Consider the following 12,589-nt stretch of genomic DNA (forward strand, 5'->3'; position numbering starts at 1 on the left):
CCATGACTGAACCCACTTCCAAGCCCGAACCCGAAGACGAACTGGCCGGCACCGAGCAGCCCTTCGTCGCGCACCTGATGGAACTGCGCGACCGGCTGATCAAGGCGCTGGTCGCCGTGGGCGTGGTGGCGGGCGTGCTGGCGCTGTACCCTGGCCCCGGCGCGCTGTACGACGTGCTGGCGGCGCCGCTGGTGGCGCACCTGCCGGCGGGCGCCACCATGATCGCCACCTCGGTCATCTCGCCCTTCATGGTGCCGCTGAAGATCCTGCTGATGGCGGCCTTCCTGATCGCGCTGCCGGTGGTGCTCTACCAGGTGTGGGCCTTCGTGGCGCCGGGGCTGTATTCGCACGAAAAGAAGCTGGTGCTGCCGCTGGTGGTGTCCAGCACCGTGCTGTTTTTTTTGGGCGTGGCGTTCTGCTACTTCTTCGTCTTTGGCAAGGTGTTCACCTTCATCCAGAGCTTTGCGCCCAAGTCGATCACGGCCGCGCCCGACATCGAGGCGTACCTGAGCTTCGTGCTGACCATGTTCCTGGCCTTCGGGCTGGCGTTCGAGGTGCCGATCGCCGTGGTGGTGCTGGCGCGCCTGGGCATGGTGACGGTGGAGCAGCTCCGGGCCTTTCGCGGCTACTTCATCGTGCTGGCCTTCGTCATCGCCGCCATCGTGACGCCGCCCGACGTGGTGTCGCAGCTGGCGCTGGCGATTCCGATGTGCCTGCTGTACGAAGTGGGCATCTGGGCGGCGCAGCTGTTCATCAAGCACACCAAGGCGGCCGAAGAAGAAGACGCGCCGGGCCCGGCGGCGTCCTGACGCCCCAGCGCGCCAGCCGCGGGGGGGGTGCTTATTTGAAGTGTTTTAGCGCCGCAGCGCTTGCCTGATCAGCGCCTGCAGCTATTGATAACGTAGCAATCAACGCGGACGCAACTGCCCGCGCGGTTGCGGCCGCTGTGCGGGCGTCACCTCGGCCTGCACCGCTTCGCCGCGCCGCTGCAACGTGAACGGCGTGGCCTGGCCCGGCGTCAGCGCGGCGATGCGGGACAGCAGCTCGGACACCGTGCGCACCGGCTGGCCGCCCACCTGCGTGATGACGTCGCCCGGGCGGATGCCGGCGTTGGCGGCGGGGCCGTTGTTCAGCACGCCGGTCACGATCACGCCCTGCTCGGTCTTGATGCCGAAGGTCTGCGCCAGCTCGGGTGTCAGCTCGTTGGGCTCCACGCCGATCCAGCCGCGCACCACCTGGCCGTTCTTGACGATGCTTTCCATCACCTGCTTGGCGGTGCTGACCGGGATGGCAAAGCCGATGCCCATGCTGCCGCCCGAGCGCGAATAGATGGCCGTGTTGATGCCCATCAGGTTGCCGCTGACGTCGGTCAGCGCGCCGCCCGAATTGCCGGGGTTGATGGCGGCGTCGGTCTGGATGAAGTTCTCAAAGGTGTTGATGCCCAGCTGGTTGCGCCCCAGCGCGCTGACGATGCCGCTGGTCACCGTCTGGCCGACGCCGAACGGGTTGCCGATGGCCAGCACCGTGTCGCCCACCTGCAGCGCGTCGGAATTGCCCAGCGTCATCACGGGCAGCTTGTCCAGGTCGATTTTCAGCACCGCCAGGTCGCTTTCCGGGTCGGTGCCGATCACCTTGGCCGCGGTGCGGCGCGCGTCGGGCAGCACCACCTCGATGGCGTCCGCGCCTTCCACCACGTGGTTGTTGGTGACCACGTAGCCCTCCGGGCTCATGATGACGCCCGAGCCCAGCCCGCTTTGCTGCTGCTGCAGGTCGCCCCGGTCGCCGAAGAAGAAGCGGAACCACGGGTCGTTGCTCTGCGGGCCGCGCGCGTTGGTGCTGGTGTTGATGCTGACCACCGCCGGCGCGGCCTTGCGCACGGCGCCGCTCAGGCTGCCGGGCGCCGGCTGGGCGATGGGTGCCGCCGGGGCTTCCAGGATGGAGATGGTGCCCGTGCTGCCGGGCACCGCGGCGCCGCGCTGCAGCCACTGGGGCTTGAGCGTGCCGACGACGAAGTAGGCGGCCAGTAGCACGGTGACCACTTGGGCGAACAGGAGCCAGAGACGTTTCATGAAAATTTTTCGGCAGGGGCGCCGGCAGTGTGGTCGAAATTTTAGGGTGCGGCGCGCGAATGCAAGGCTGGCGGGGTGAACGCGGGGTGTGGCGCCTATTTGAATACCGGACGCGAAGGGCGCGAAGGGTTCGCGAAGGACGCGAAAGATTCAATATCTTTTCATTGGGTCGGCCGCGACCCCTGATGCATGAGCGCAGTGCGCTCTGTTTTTGAGAGCGAAAGGATGTCTTTTTCGCGTCCTTCGCGAACCCTTCGCGCCCTTCGCGTCCGGCAATCGTGACCACGCCCCCGTGCCGCACAATCACCCCATGCCCGAACCCGCCACCACCGACCGCGCCACGCTGCTGGCCGCCTGCAACGCCGAATTGCAGCCCGAACGCTTCAAGGACTACGGCCCCAACGGCCTGCAGGTCGAGGGCAAGCCCGCCATCCGCAAGCTGGTCAGCGGCGTGACGGCCAGCCGGGCGCTGATCGACGCCGCCATCGCCGCCGGCGCCGACGCCATCTTCGTGCACCACGGCCTGTTCTGGCGCGGGCAGGACGGCACCGTCACCGGGTGGATGAAGGAGCGCCTGAAGCGCCTGCTGGCGCACGACATCAACCTGCTGGCCTACCACCTGCCGCTGGACGCGCACCCCACGCTGGGCAACAACGCGCAGCTGGGCGAGCGGCTGGGGCTGCAGGCCACGGGGCGCTTCGGCGAGCAGGACCTGGGCTTCATCGGCCACCGGGCCGACGGCGAAGCCTTTGCCGACGCCGACGTGCTGGCGTGGCAGCTGGAACACGTGCTGAATCGCCCCGTCACGCAGGTGGGACAAGCGCGTGAAGCTATCGAAAAAATAGCGTGGTGCAGTGGCGGCGCGCAGGGTTACTTCGAATCGGCCATCGCCGCGGGGGCGCAGGCTTTCATCACGGGGGAGATTTCCGAGCCGCAGGCCCACCTGGCGCGCGAATGCGGCGTGGTGTTCTACGCCTGCGGCCACCACGCCACCGAACGCTACGGCGCGCCCGCGCTGGCGGCGCACGTGGCGGCGCAGTTGGGCATTGCCCACGAATTCATCGAGATCGACAACCCGGCGTGACAATTGCTATTAAAACAGAAGCTGGTTGCGCTGGCTGGACAAGCGCTGGAGGCTGAAATTGCTTGAAACCCCGCCCGACCTGCGCCCGCTGGCCGTGACCATGGGCGACCCGGCCGGCATCGGCCCCGAGATCATCGCCAAGGCCTTTCGCGACGCGCCCGACGTCATGCGCGGCTGCTTCGTCGCCGGTGACGTGGCCGCGCTGCGGCGCGCCGCCGCATGGGTGACGGGCGAGGGCGTGGCGCTGCCGGTGGCCGTCATCGAACAGCCCGCCGACGCCTTGCGTGCGCCCCCGCGCTGCGTGCCGGTGCTGCAGGTGGTCGAGCCGCCGCCGCAGCCGGTGCCGCTGGGCCAGGTCAGCGCCGACGGCGGCCGGATGGCGGGCGATGCCGTGTTCTGGGCCGCCCGGGCCGCGCTGCGCGGCGACATTGCGGCCCTGGTGACCGCGCCCCTGCAAAAGGAGGCGCTGGCCGCCGCGGGCGACCCGTACGCGCGCTACCCCGGCCACACCGAACTGCTGCAGGCCGTGGCGGCCGAGCACCTGGGCCGTCCGGTCAGCCAAGTGCCGGTGCGCATGATGCTGGCCAACGACGAACTGCGCACCGTGCTGGTCAGCATTCACGTCTCGTTGCGCCGCGCCATCGAGCAGGTGACGGCTGAAAATATTCTTCAGACCCTGCGCATTACGCATCAATCTGTTGGTGCGGCGCTACAAAAAACGCCGCGCATCGCCGTCGCCGGGCTGAACCCGCATGCGGGCGAGGGCGGTTTGTTTGGCACCGAAGAAGCCGACGCCATCGCCCCCGCCATCGCGCAGGCGCGCGCCGAAGGCATCGACGCACGCGGCCCGTTTGCGCCCGACACGGTGTTCATGCGGGCGCGGGGTTTTGCCGAATTCGACGTGGTGGTGGCGATGTACCACGACCAGGGGCTCATCCCCGTCAAATACCTGGGCGTGGAGCAGGGCGTGAACGTGACGCTGGGCCTGCCGCTGGTGCGCACCAGCCCCGACCACGGCACCGCGTTCGACATCGCCGGGCGCGGCGTGGCCGATGCGTCGAGCCTGATCGCCGCGACCCGCATGGCGCGCCAGCTGTCGCAATAAAAAACGCCCGCAGCGCTGGGCTGGCGGGCGTCCATAGCTACTGTTTAGATAGCTATCAGCGCTTCAGGCTGTCGCGGATCTCGCGCAGCAGTTGCACTTCTTCCGGCGGGGCTTCGGGCGCCGGCGCCGGCTCTTCCTTCTTCAGGCGGTTGATCTGCTTGACCATCATGAAGATGATGAAAGCCAGCAGGATGAAGTTGACCAGGATGGTGATGAAGTTGCCGTAGGCGAACACGGCGCCGGCCTTCTTGGCGGCTTCCAGCGGCATGCCGGCGGCCTGGCCGGCCAGCGGGATGTAGTAGTTGGAAAAGTCGAGGCCGCCGAACATCTTGCCGACCACCGGCATGATCAGGTCGCCCACGATGGAGTCGACGATCTTGCCGAACGCGCCGCCGATGATCACGCCGACCGCGAGGTCGATGGCGTTGCCCTTGACGGCGAATTCTCTGAACTCTTGCATCATGCTCATGTGTGTTCCCTCCGAGGGATGGTTGAAAACGCGCTCAGTATTGTCACTGGCCGCGCGGTGTCAATCCCTCTGCGCGCCGCGCCGGGGGGGCTGTTGCGCTCCGCTACAATCCGCGATGGATTCGAGTTTGATTCGAACACAAGAAATCATCCGCAGAGGACAGCCATGAGTGACGCAACGTCCAGCACCTTCACCCCCGTGCCCCTAGACAGCAGCAAGCGCACCTGGCTGATCGCCTCGAGCTGCGCCGGCGCCGCGGGCGCCGTGGCCCTGGCCACCCCCTTCGTCAGCAGCTTCGCCCCGTCCGAGCGCGCCAAGGCCGCCGGCGCCGCGGTCGAGGTCGACATTTCCGGCCTCAAGCCGGGCGAGAAAACCACTGTCGAATGGCGTGGCAAGCCGGTCTGGATCATGCGCCGCACGCCCGAACAGCTGGCTTCGCTGAAGAAGACCGACGCCGAAGTCGCCGACCCCACTTCGCAGCGCACCGCCTTCCCCACGCCCGAATACGCGCGCAACGAAACGCGCTCGATCAAGCCCGAATTCCTGGTGGTGATCGGCATCTGCACGCACCTGGGCTGCTCGCCGGGCGACAAGTTCACGCCGGGCGCCCAGCCGTCGCTGCCCGACAACTGGCAGGGCGGCTTCCTGTGCGCCTGCCACGGCTCCACGTTCGACCTGGCGGGCCGCGTGTTCAAGAACAAGCCGGCGCCTGACAACCTCGAGGTGCCGCCCCACATGTACCTGGCCGACACCAAGCTGTTGATCGGCGAAGACAAGAAGGCATAAAGAGGCGGCCATGGCAGAGTTCAAGGAAATCTCCCCCAACGCGCCGCTGGGCGCCAAGGTGACCAACTGGTTCGAAAACCGGTTCCCGACTGCGTTTGCGGAATACCGCAAGCACATGTCGGAGTACTACGCGCCGAAGAACTTCAACTTCTGGTACTACTTCGGCGTGCTGGCCATGCTGGTGCTGGTGATCCAGATCGTCACCGGCATCTTCCTGGTGATGCACTACAAGCCGGACGCCAGCCCCGTGGGCGGCATCCTGGGCGCGCCGCCCATCGCCTTCGCGTCGGTCGAATACATCATGCGCGAAGTGCCGGGCGGCTGGTTCATCCGCTACATGCACTCCACCGGGGCGTCGGCGTTCTTCGTGGTGGTGTACCTGCACATGTTCCGCGGGCTGCTGTATGGCAGCTACCGCAAGCCGCGCGAGCTGGTCTGGATCTTCGGCTGCGCCATCTTCCTGGCGCTGATGGCCGAGGCCTTCATGGGCTACCTGCTGCCCTGGGGCCAGATGTCCTACTGGGGCGCGCAGGTGATCGTGAACCTGTTCTCCGCCATTCCCTTCATCGGCCCCGACCTGGCGCTGCTGATCCGCGGCGACTACGTGGTGGGCGACGCCACGCTGAACCGCTTCTTCAGCTTCCACGTCATCGCCGTGCCGCTGGTGCTGATCGGCCTGGTGGTGGCCCACCTGCTGACGCTGCACGACGTCGGCTCCAACAACCCGGACGGCATCGAGATCAAGAAGGGCCCCAAGGGCAACCGCTGGTCGCCCGACGCGCCGGCTGACGGCGTGCCGTTCCACCCGTACTACTCGGTGCACGACATCGTGGGCGTGGGCGTGTTCCTGATGGCCTTCTTCGCGGTGGTGTTCTTCGCACCGGAGATGGGCGGCTACTTCCTCGAATACAACAACTTCGTTCCGGCCGACCCGCTGGTGACGCCGCTGCACATCGCGCCGGTGTGGTATTTCACGCCGTTCTATTCGATGCTGCGCGCCACCAACGACGTGATGGTCAACGTGCTGTGCGCCATCATCGTGCTGGGCGTGGTGCTGGCCATGCTCAAGTGCCGCTGCTCGATGGCGCTGAAGGTGGGCCTGGCCGTGGCCGGCCTGGTGGCGATCGCCCTGCTCAAGACCTTCGACGCCAAGTTCTGGGGCGTGGTGGTGATGGGCGGCGCCGTCATCATCCTGTTCTTCCTGCCCTGGCTGGACCGCAGCCCGGCGCGTTCCATCCGCTACCGGCCCGACTGGCACAAGTGGCTGTACGTCGTGTTCGTGGTGTGGTTCTTCATCCTCATGGTGCTGGGCATCATGGTGCCGGGCCCGATCTTCTCGACGCCTTCGCTGGCCTGGTTCACCAACGAACTGGTGGCCATGATCGGCACGCTGTTCTATTTCGGCTTCTTCCTGCTCATGCCCTGGTGGAGCCAACTGGGTGAGCCCAAGCCGGTGCCCGATCGCGTCACCTTCAAGCCGCACTGAGCACCCGGGAGAAAAGCAAAATGAACCTCTGGAAGAAACTGCTCCTCGGGCTGGCGCTGGCCGTCAATATCGTCGGCGCACAGGCCGCCACCGGCGGCATTGCATGGGACAAGGCGCCCGGCAAGACGACCGATCAGGCATCGCTGCAAAACGGCGCCAAGATCTTCGTCAACTACTGCCTCAGCTGCCACTCGGCCAACTTCATGCGCTACAACCGTCTGCGCGACATTGGCCTGACCGACCAGCAGATCAAGGACAACCTGCTGTTCACGTCCGACAAGGTCGGCGACATGATGAAGTCGGCCATCGACCCGGCGCAGGCCAAGGCCTGGTTCGGCGCCAACCCGCCTGACCTGACCCTGGTGGCGCGTTCGCGCGCGGGCGCCAACGGCTCGGGCGCCGACTACCTCTACACGCTGCTGCGCAGCTATTACCGCGACGGGCTGAAGCCCACCGGCTGGAACAACCTGGCCTTCCCCAACATCGGCATGCCCCACCCGCTGTGGCAACTGCAGGGTGAGCGCAAGCCCGTGTTCGAAACGCGCGAAGAGCATGGCCACGAAGTCCACGCCTTCACCGGCCGTTGGGAACAGGTCACGCCGGGCGCGATGTCGCCGCAGCAGTACGACGCGGCGGTCGGCGATCTGGTCAACTTCCTGCAGTGGATGGGCGAGCCGGCGCAGAACAGCCGCATCTCCATCGGCGTGTGGGTGCTGCTGTTCCTGCTGGTGTTCACTTTCCTGGCGTGGCGTCTGAACGCGGCGTACTGGAAAGACGTCAAATAATCTTTCGCGTATTCACGCCCCGGCGCCAGCCGGGGTAGCGGAGTGGCGAGGCGCCGTGACAGGCGCTTCTCCACTCCTTCGGTTTTAAGGAGCCTGCCGACATGATGGTGCTGTATTCCGGTACGACCTGCCCGTTCTCCCATCGCTGCCGATTCGTGCTGTTCGAAAAGGGCATGGATTTCGAGATCCGCGACGTCGATCTCTACAACAAGCCCGAGGACATCGGGGTGATGAACCCGTATGGCCAGGTGCCGATCCTGGTCGAGCGCGACCTGATCCTGTACGAGTCGAACATCATCAACGAATACATCGACGAGCGCTTTCCCCACCCGCAGCTGATGCCGGGCGACCCGGTGGATCGCGCGCGCGTGCGCCTGTTCCTGCTCAACTTCGAGAAGGAGCTGTTCACCCACGTGTCGACGCTGGAAAACCGCGCCAGCAAGAGCAACGAAAAAGCGCTGGAGAAGGCGCGTTCCAACATCCGCGACCGGCTGACGCAGATGGCGCCCGTGTTCCTCAAGAACAAGTACATCCTGGGCGAGAACTTCTCGATGCTCGACGTCGCCCTGGCGCCGCTGCTGTGGCGCCTCGACTACTACGGCATCGACCTGTCGAAGAACGCCGCGCCGCTGCTGAAGTACGCCGAACGCATCTTCTCGCGCCCCGCCTACATCGAGGCGCTGACGCCGTCCGAAAAGGTCATGCGCAAGTAAGAGGCCGTCACCGATGATGAACGCGCTCGAATCCAGCTCGACACGCCCCTACCTGATCCGGGCGTTGTACGAGTGGTGCACCGACAACGCGCTGACGCCCTACATCGCCGTGCTGGTCGACGACACGGTGCAGGTGCCGCGCGAATACGTGCAGAACGGCGAGATCGTGCTCAACATCAGTTTCGACGCCACCAGCGGCCTCAAGCTCGGCAACGAATTCGTCGAATTCAAGGCCCGCTTCGGCGGCGTGCCGCGCGACATCATGGTGCCGATGGATCGTGTGCTCGCCATTTATGCGCGCGAAAACGGCCAGGGCATGGCCTTTCCCATGCCCGTGCCCGCCGCCTCGGACGAGCAGGACGATGCCGCTGCATCGCCGGACGAATCCCAGACGGCGGAGGCGCCCGCCGGCGAGCCCGCAGCGCGTGGCGGCATGCAGTTGGTGCCCACGGACGAGGCCGATGCCGAAGAGCCGACCGATCCGCCCCCGCCACCCCCGCGCAAGCGGCCGGCGCTCAAGCGCATCAAGTGAGCGGGCCGCGCCGCTAGAATCTCACCTGTTTGCGCCGGCTTAGCTCAGTTGGTAGAGCACCCGCCTTGTAAGCGGTAGGTCGTCAGTTCGAATCCGACAGCCGGCACCAGTTCAGCCCGCATCGTGCTAACCGATGCGGGCTTTTTGCTTTCAGGGCTGACGGCGCGCCACCTTGATGCGGATGGATGTCACCGGATGACCCGCGGCGGCGAGGGCGGCCGTCAGGGTCGGCGTCAGCTGGCGCAGCTTGGCGGCGGCCGCGTTGTGGGGCACCAGCAATGTCCACGCTTCGCCGTCCGGCGCGCCGCAGCGGATGAGCGGGCGCAGCGCAGGAGGCAGCGCCGGCAGGATCACGGCCAGCCGGGCGTTCGATTCGGCTGCCAGTTCACTCAGCCGCGCCAGCACGGGCGCCTGGGCCACGGCCTGTTGCAGGGTGAGGGCGGATCGGGACGAAGAAGCCAAGCGGTAAAGGGGGTTCAGGCGGGCCGGTTTCGGCCAAGCCAGCCCAGTTAAAATACGCGATTGTCTCGCGAAGCGCGGGCGCGGCGGTCGAGTGGGCATTTCCCGGCCTTGCACGCGACCGGAATGCCCCCAACTTCGCGTCACCTGAATCAATTTCTGGATAGACGATCGTCGTTTGGTGCGCCTGGCTGGGCATCGCGATGTTCGCGCATGCATGGCCACTTCCAACTTCCTCACCAAGATTTTCGGCAGTCGCAACGACCGCCTGCTCAAGCAGTACCGCAAGAGCGCCGCGGCGATCAACGCCATGGAGCCCGCGCTGGAGAAGTTGAGCGACGACGAGTTGCGCGGCAAGACGCAGGAGTTCAAGGGCCGCATTGCGGGCGGCGAAAGCCTCGAAAAGCTGCTGCCCGAGGCCTTCGCTGTGGTGCGTGAGGGCTCCAAGCGCGTCATGAAGATGCGCCACTTCGACGTGCAGTTGATCGGTGGCATGGCGCTGCACGAAGGCAAGATTGCCGAAATGCGCACCGGCGAGGGCAAGACGCTCACGGCCACGTTGCCGGTGTACCTGAACGCGCTGGCCGGCAAGGGCGTGCACGTGGTGACGGTTAACGACTATCTGGCCAACCGCGACGCCCAATGGATGGGGCGGCTGTACAACTTCCTGGGCCTGACGGTGGGCGTCAACCTGCCGCAGATGCCGCGCGAGGACAAGCAGGCCGCCTACCACGCCGACATCACCTACGGCACCAACAACGAGTTCGGGTTCGACTACCTGCGCGACAACATGGTGTACGAAACGGGCGACCGCGTGCAGCGCAAGCTCAACTACGCCATCGTCGACGAGGTGGACTCCATCCTGATCGACGAAGCGCGCACGCCGCTCATCATCAGCGGTCAGGCCGAAGACCACACGGCGCTGTATCTGGCTATCAATGACATCGTGCCGCGCCTGGTGCGCCAGGAAGGCGAGGCCGACCCGCGCACTGGCCTGGGCGTGATCCAGCCGGGCGATTTCACCGCCGACGAGAAAACGCATCAGGTCTACCTGACCGAGCAGGGCCATGAAACAGCCGAGCGCATCCTGGCCGAGCGTGGGCTGATACCCGAGGGCACCAGCCTGTACGACCCGGCCAACATCTCGCTGATGCACCACCTCAATGCCGCCCTGCGCGCGCATCATCTGTACCACCGTGACCAGCATTACGTGGTGCAGCAGGGCGAGCAGGGGCCCGAGATCGTCATCGTCGACGAATTCACCGGCCGCCTGATGAGCGGCCGCCGCTGGAGCGATGGCCTGCACCAGGCGGTGGAGGCCAAGGAAGGCGTGCCGATCCAGGCCGAGAACCAGACGCTGGCGTCGATCACCTTCCAGAACTACTTCCGCCTCTACAACAAGCTGGCCGGCATGACCGGCACGGCCGACACCGAGGCCTACGAATTCCAGGACATCTACGGCCTGGAAACCGTGGTGATTCCGCCCAACAAGCCCAGCAAGCGCGACGACCAGCTGGACCGCGTCTACAAGACCACCAAGGAAAAGTACGACGCCGCCATCGCCGACATCCGCGACTGCTTTGAGCGTGGCCAGCCGGTGCTGGTGGGCACGACGTCGATCGAGAACTCGGAAATCATCGCCGACCTGCTGCAGAAGCAGAAGCTGCCGCACCAGGTGCTGAACGCCAAGCAGCACGCGCGCGAAGCCGACATCGTGGCCCAGGCCGGCCGGCCCAAGATGATCACCATCGCCACCAACATGGCGGGGCGCGGCACCGACATCGTGCTGGGCGGCAACGTCGAGAAGGCCGTGCAGGCGCTGGAGGCCGACGAGTCGCTGGACGCCGCCACGCGCGAGAAGCGCATTGCCGACCTGCGGGCCAACTGGCAGAAGGACCACGACCTGATCAAGTCGATGGGCGGCCTGCGCATCATCGCCACCGAGCGGCATGAAAGCCGCCGCATCGACAACCAGCTGCGCGGCCGCTCGGGCCGCCAGGGCGACCCGGGCTCGTCGCGCTTTTACCTGAGCCTGGACGATGCGCTGATGCGCATCTTTGCGGGCGACCGCGTGCGCGCCATCATGGACAAGCTGAAGATGCCCGAGGGCGAGGCCATCGAAGCCGGCATCGTCACCCGCAGCATCGAAAGCGCGCAGCGCAAGGTCGAGGCGCGCAACTTCGACATCCGCAAGCAGTTGCTGGAGTACGACGACGTCTCCAACGACCAGCGCAAGGTGATCTACCAGCAGCGCAACGACATTCTCGACGCCGAGGATCTGTCAGGCCAGATCTCTGCCCTGCGTGAAGGCTGCTTCACCGACCTGGTGCGCCAGTACGTGCCCGCCGAATCGGTCGAAGAGCAGTGGAACATTCCCGCACTCGAAAAGGTGCTGGCCGACGAGTGGCAGATCGAGCTGCCGCTGACCAAGGAGGTCGAGTCTTCCACGGCCATCACCGACGATGACGTGCTCGAAAAGGTGGTCGATGCCGCCAACCATGCCTATGCCGCCAAGATCGCGCAGGTCGGGCAGGAGAACTTCCGCCCGTTCGAGCGCGCCGTGCTGCTGCAGGCCATCGACACCAACTGGCGCGAGCACCTGTCCGCGCTGGACTATCTGCGCCAGGGCATTCACCTGCGCGGCTATGCACAGAAGCAGCCCAAGCAGGAATACAAGCGCGAGGCGTTCGAGCTGTTCGGCCAGCTGCTGGACGTGGTCAAGAACGAGGTCACGCGCCAGCTGATGACGGTGCGCATCCAGTCCGGCGACCAGGTCGAGGCGGCGGCCGAGCAGATCGAGCAGCGCGGCGAGCACGTGACCAACGTGACCTACACCGCGCCCAGCGAGACCGGCGAAGCGCAGACGGTGCCCGAGTCCGCCCTGCGCGGTGCGGCGGCGCTGGGTGGCGCGGCCGCGGCCGACGCGGTGCCGCGCGTGGGCCGCAACGACCCGTGCCCCTGCGGCAGCGGCAAGAAATACAAGCAATGCCACGGCGCGCTGAATTGACGGCAGACCGGCGTTGCGCCACACGGGCTTCGGGCCCGTGTTTTCTTTTGGCGACCTTTGCTATTATTAAAATAGCTGACAGCGGGCTTCTGGC

The 12,589-nt window shown here is 66.0% G+C and carries 12 protein-coding genes and 1 tRNA gene; 10 read left to right on the plus strand and 3 right to left on the minus strand.

What is annotated here, in order from left to right; genetic code table 11:
• Positions 1 to 2 precede the first annotated feature (2 nt).
• On the plus strand, positions 3 to 809 hold the full coding sequence (tatC, locus tag R0D99_RS03590; protein ID WP_317750013.1) for a twin-arginine translocase subunit TatC: 807 nt from the start codon (positions 3 to 5) through the stop codon (positions 807 to 809).
• Positions 810 to 908: 99 nt separating this feature from the next.
• Here tatC and R0D99_RS03595 read toward each other — a convergent pair whose 3' ends face one another.
• Positions 909 to 2,069 carry a S1C family serine protease gene (locus R0D99_RS03595; RefSeq protein ID WP_317750014.1) on the minus strand — a complete coding sequence of 387 codons (1,161 nt, stop codon included), beginning with the start codon at positions 2,067 to 2,069 and terminating at the stop codon, positions 909 to 911.
• 310 nt (positions 2,070 to 2,379) lie between these two features.
• Here R0D99_RS03595 and R0D99_RS03600 point away from each other — a divergent pair, with 310 nt between their 5' ends.
• Together R0D99_RS03600 and pdxA are read left to right on the plus strand one after the other, a co-directional pair.
• Positions 2,380 to 3,153 carry a Nif3-like dinuclear metal center hexameric protein gene (locus R0D99_RS03600; protein ID WP_317750015.1) on the plus strand — a complete coding sequence of 258 codons (774 nt, stop codon included), beginning with the start codon at positions 2,380 to 2,382 and terminating at the stop codon, positions 3,151 to 3,153.
• A gap of 100 nt (positions 3,154 to 3,253) precedes the next feature.
• The gene (gene pdxA / locus R0D99_RS03605) at positions 3,254 to 4,258 is read left to right on the plus strand and encodes a 4-hydroxythreonine-4-phosphate dehydrogenase PdxA (protein ID WP_317750990.1); all 1,005 of its coding nucleotides are present in this window, start codon (positions 3,254 to 3,256) and stop codon (positions 4,256 to 4,258) included.
• Between the two features lie 55 nt (positions 4,259 to 4,313).
• Here the strand turns inward: pdxA and mscL are convergent, their stop codons facing one another.
• Positions 4,314 to 4,727 carry a large conductance mechanosensitive channel protein MscL gene (gene mscL, locus R0D99_RS03610; protein WP_317750016.1) on the minus strand — a complete coding sequence of 138 codons (414 nt, stop codon included), beginning with the start codon at positions 4,725 to 4,727 and terminating at the stop codon, positions 4,314 to 4,316.
• 165 nt (positions 4,728 to 4,892) lie between these two features.
• Between mscL and petA the strand changes: the two genes are divergently transcribed.
• The 6 genes from petA (at position 4,893) to R0D99_RS03640 (ending at position 9,138) form a co-directional block, all read left to right on the plus strand.
• Complete coding sequence (gene petA / locus R0D99_RS03615) at positions 4,893 to 5,513, plus strand: ubiquinol-cytochrome c reductase iron-sulfur subunit (RefSeq protein WP_317750018.1); 621 nt, start codon at positions 4,893 to 4,895, stop codon at positions 5,511 to 5,513.
• Positions 5,514 to 5,523: 10 nt separating this feature from the next.
• A complete protein-coding gene (locus R0D99_RS03620) occupies positions 5,524 to 6,999 on the plus strand; it encodes a cytochrome bc complex cytochrome b subunit (RefSeq protein ID WP_317750019.1) in 1,476 nt (491 codons plus the stop codon).
• Between the two features lie 20 nt (positions 7,000 to 7,019).
• The gene (locus tag R0D99_RS03625) at positions 7,020 to 7,784 is read left to right on the plus strand and encodes a cytochrome c1 (RefSeq protein WP_317750020.1); all 765 of its coding nucleotides are present in this window, start codon (positions 7,020 to 7,022) and stop codon (positions 7,782 to 7,784) included.
• Between the two features lie 101 nt (positions 7,785 to 7,885).
• Positions 7,886 to 8,497 carry a glutathione S-transferase N-terminal domain-containing protein gene (locus tag R0D99_RS03630; protein WP_317750021.1) on the plus strand — a complete coding sequence of 204 codons (612 nt, stop codon included), beginning with the start codon at positions 7,886 to 7,888 and terminating at the stop codon, positions 8,495 to 8,497.
• Between the two features lie 13 nt (positions 8,498 to 8,510).
• The gene (locus tag R0D99_RS03635; protein ID WP_317750022.1) at positions 8,511 to 9,029 is read left to right on the plus strand and encodes a ClpXP protease specificity-enhancing factor; all 519 of its coding nucleotides are present in this window, start codon (positions 8,511 to 8,513) and stop codon (positions 9,027 to 9,029) included.
• Positions 9,030 to 9,062: 33 nt separating this feature from the next.
• Positions 9,063 to 9,138: transfer RNA gene (locus tag R0D99_RS03640), tRNA-Thr, on the plus strand.
• Positions 9,139 to 9,179: 41 nt separating this feature from the next.
• Here R0D99_RS03640 and R0D99_RS03645 read toward each other — a convergent pair.
• A complete protein-coding gene (locus R0D99_RS03645; protein WP_317750023.1) occupies positions 9,180 to 9,491 on the minus strand; it encodes a hypothetical protein in 312 nt (103 codons plus the stop codon).
• A 214-nt stretch (positions 9,492 to 9,705) separates the two neighbouring features.
• On the opposite strand from R0D99_RS03645, the gene secA reads away from it, so the two are divergent.
• Positions 9,706 to 12,495 carry a preprotein translocase subunit SecA gene (gene secA, locus R0D99_RS03650; protein WP_317750025.1) on the plus strand — a complete coding sequence of 930 codons (2,790 nt, stop codon included), beginning with the start codon at positions 9,706 to 9,708 and terminating at the stop codon, positions 12,493 to 12,495.
• The last annotated feature ends 94 nt before the right edge of the window (positions 12,496 to 12,589 follow it).

Source organism: Ottowia sp. SB7-C50 (assembly GCF_033110285.1).
GTDB lineage: Bacteria > Pseudomonadota > Gammaproteobacteria > Burkholderiales > Burkholderiaceae_C > Ottowia.

Excerpts from the sequence above, each read along its gene's own strand:
- tatC (WP_317750013.1), top strand. The coding sequence starts at position 3 with ATGACTGAACCCACTTCCAAGCCCGAACCCGAAGACGAACTGGCCGGC.
- R0D99_RS03630 (WP_317750021.1), top strand. The coding sequence starts at position 7,886 with ATGATGGTGCTGTATTCCGGTACGACCTGCCCGTTCTCCCATCGCTGC.
- R0D99_RS03625 (WP_317750020.1), top strand. The coding sequence starts at position 7,020 with ATGAACCTCTGGAAGAAACTGCTCCTCGGGCTGGCGCTGGCCGTCAAT.
- pdxA (WP_317750990.1), top strand. The coding sequence starts at position 3,254 with ATGGGCGACCCGGCCGGCATCGGCCCCGAGATCATCGCCAAGGCCTTT.
- petA (WP_317750018.1), top strand. The coding sequence starts at position 4,893 with ATGAGTGACGCAACGTCCAGCACCTTCACCCCCGTGCCCCTAGACAGC.
- R0D99_RS03600 (WP_317750015.1), top strand. The coding sequence starts at position 2,380 with ATGCCCGAACCCGCCACCACCGACCGCGCCACGCTGCTGGCCGCCTGC.
- R0D99_RS03620 (WP_317750019.1), top strand. The coding sequence starts at position 5,524 with ATGGCAGAGTTCAAGGAAATCTCCCCCAACGCGCCGCTGGGCGCCAAG.
- secA (WP_317750025.1), top strand. The coding sequence starts at position 9,706 with ATGGCCACTTCCAACTTCCTCACCAAGATTTTCGGCAGTCGCAACGAC.
- mscL (WP_317750016.1), bottom strand. The coding sequence starts at position 4,727 with ATGAGCATGATGCAAGAGTTCAGAGAATTCGCCGTCAAGGGCAACGCC.
- R0D99_RS03635 (WP_317750022.1), top strand. The coding sequence starts at position 8,511 with ATGATGAACGCGCTCGAATCCAGCTCGACACGCCCCTACCTGATCCGG.
- R0D99_RS03595 (WP_317750014.1), bottom strand. The coding sequence starts at position 2,069 with ATGAAACGTCTCTGGCTCCTGTTCGCCCAAGTGGTCACCGTGCTACTG.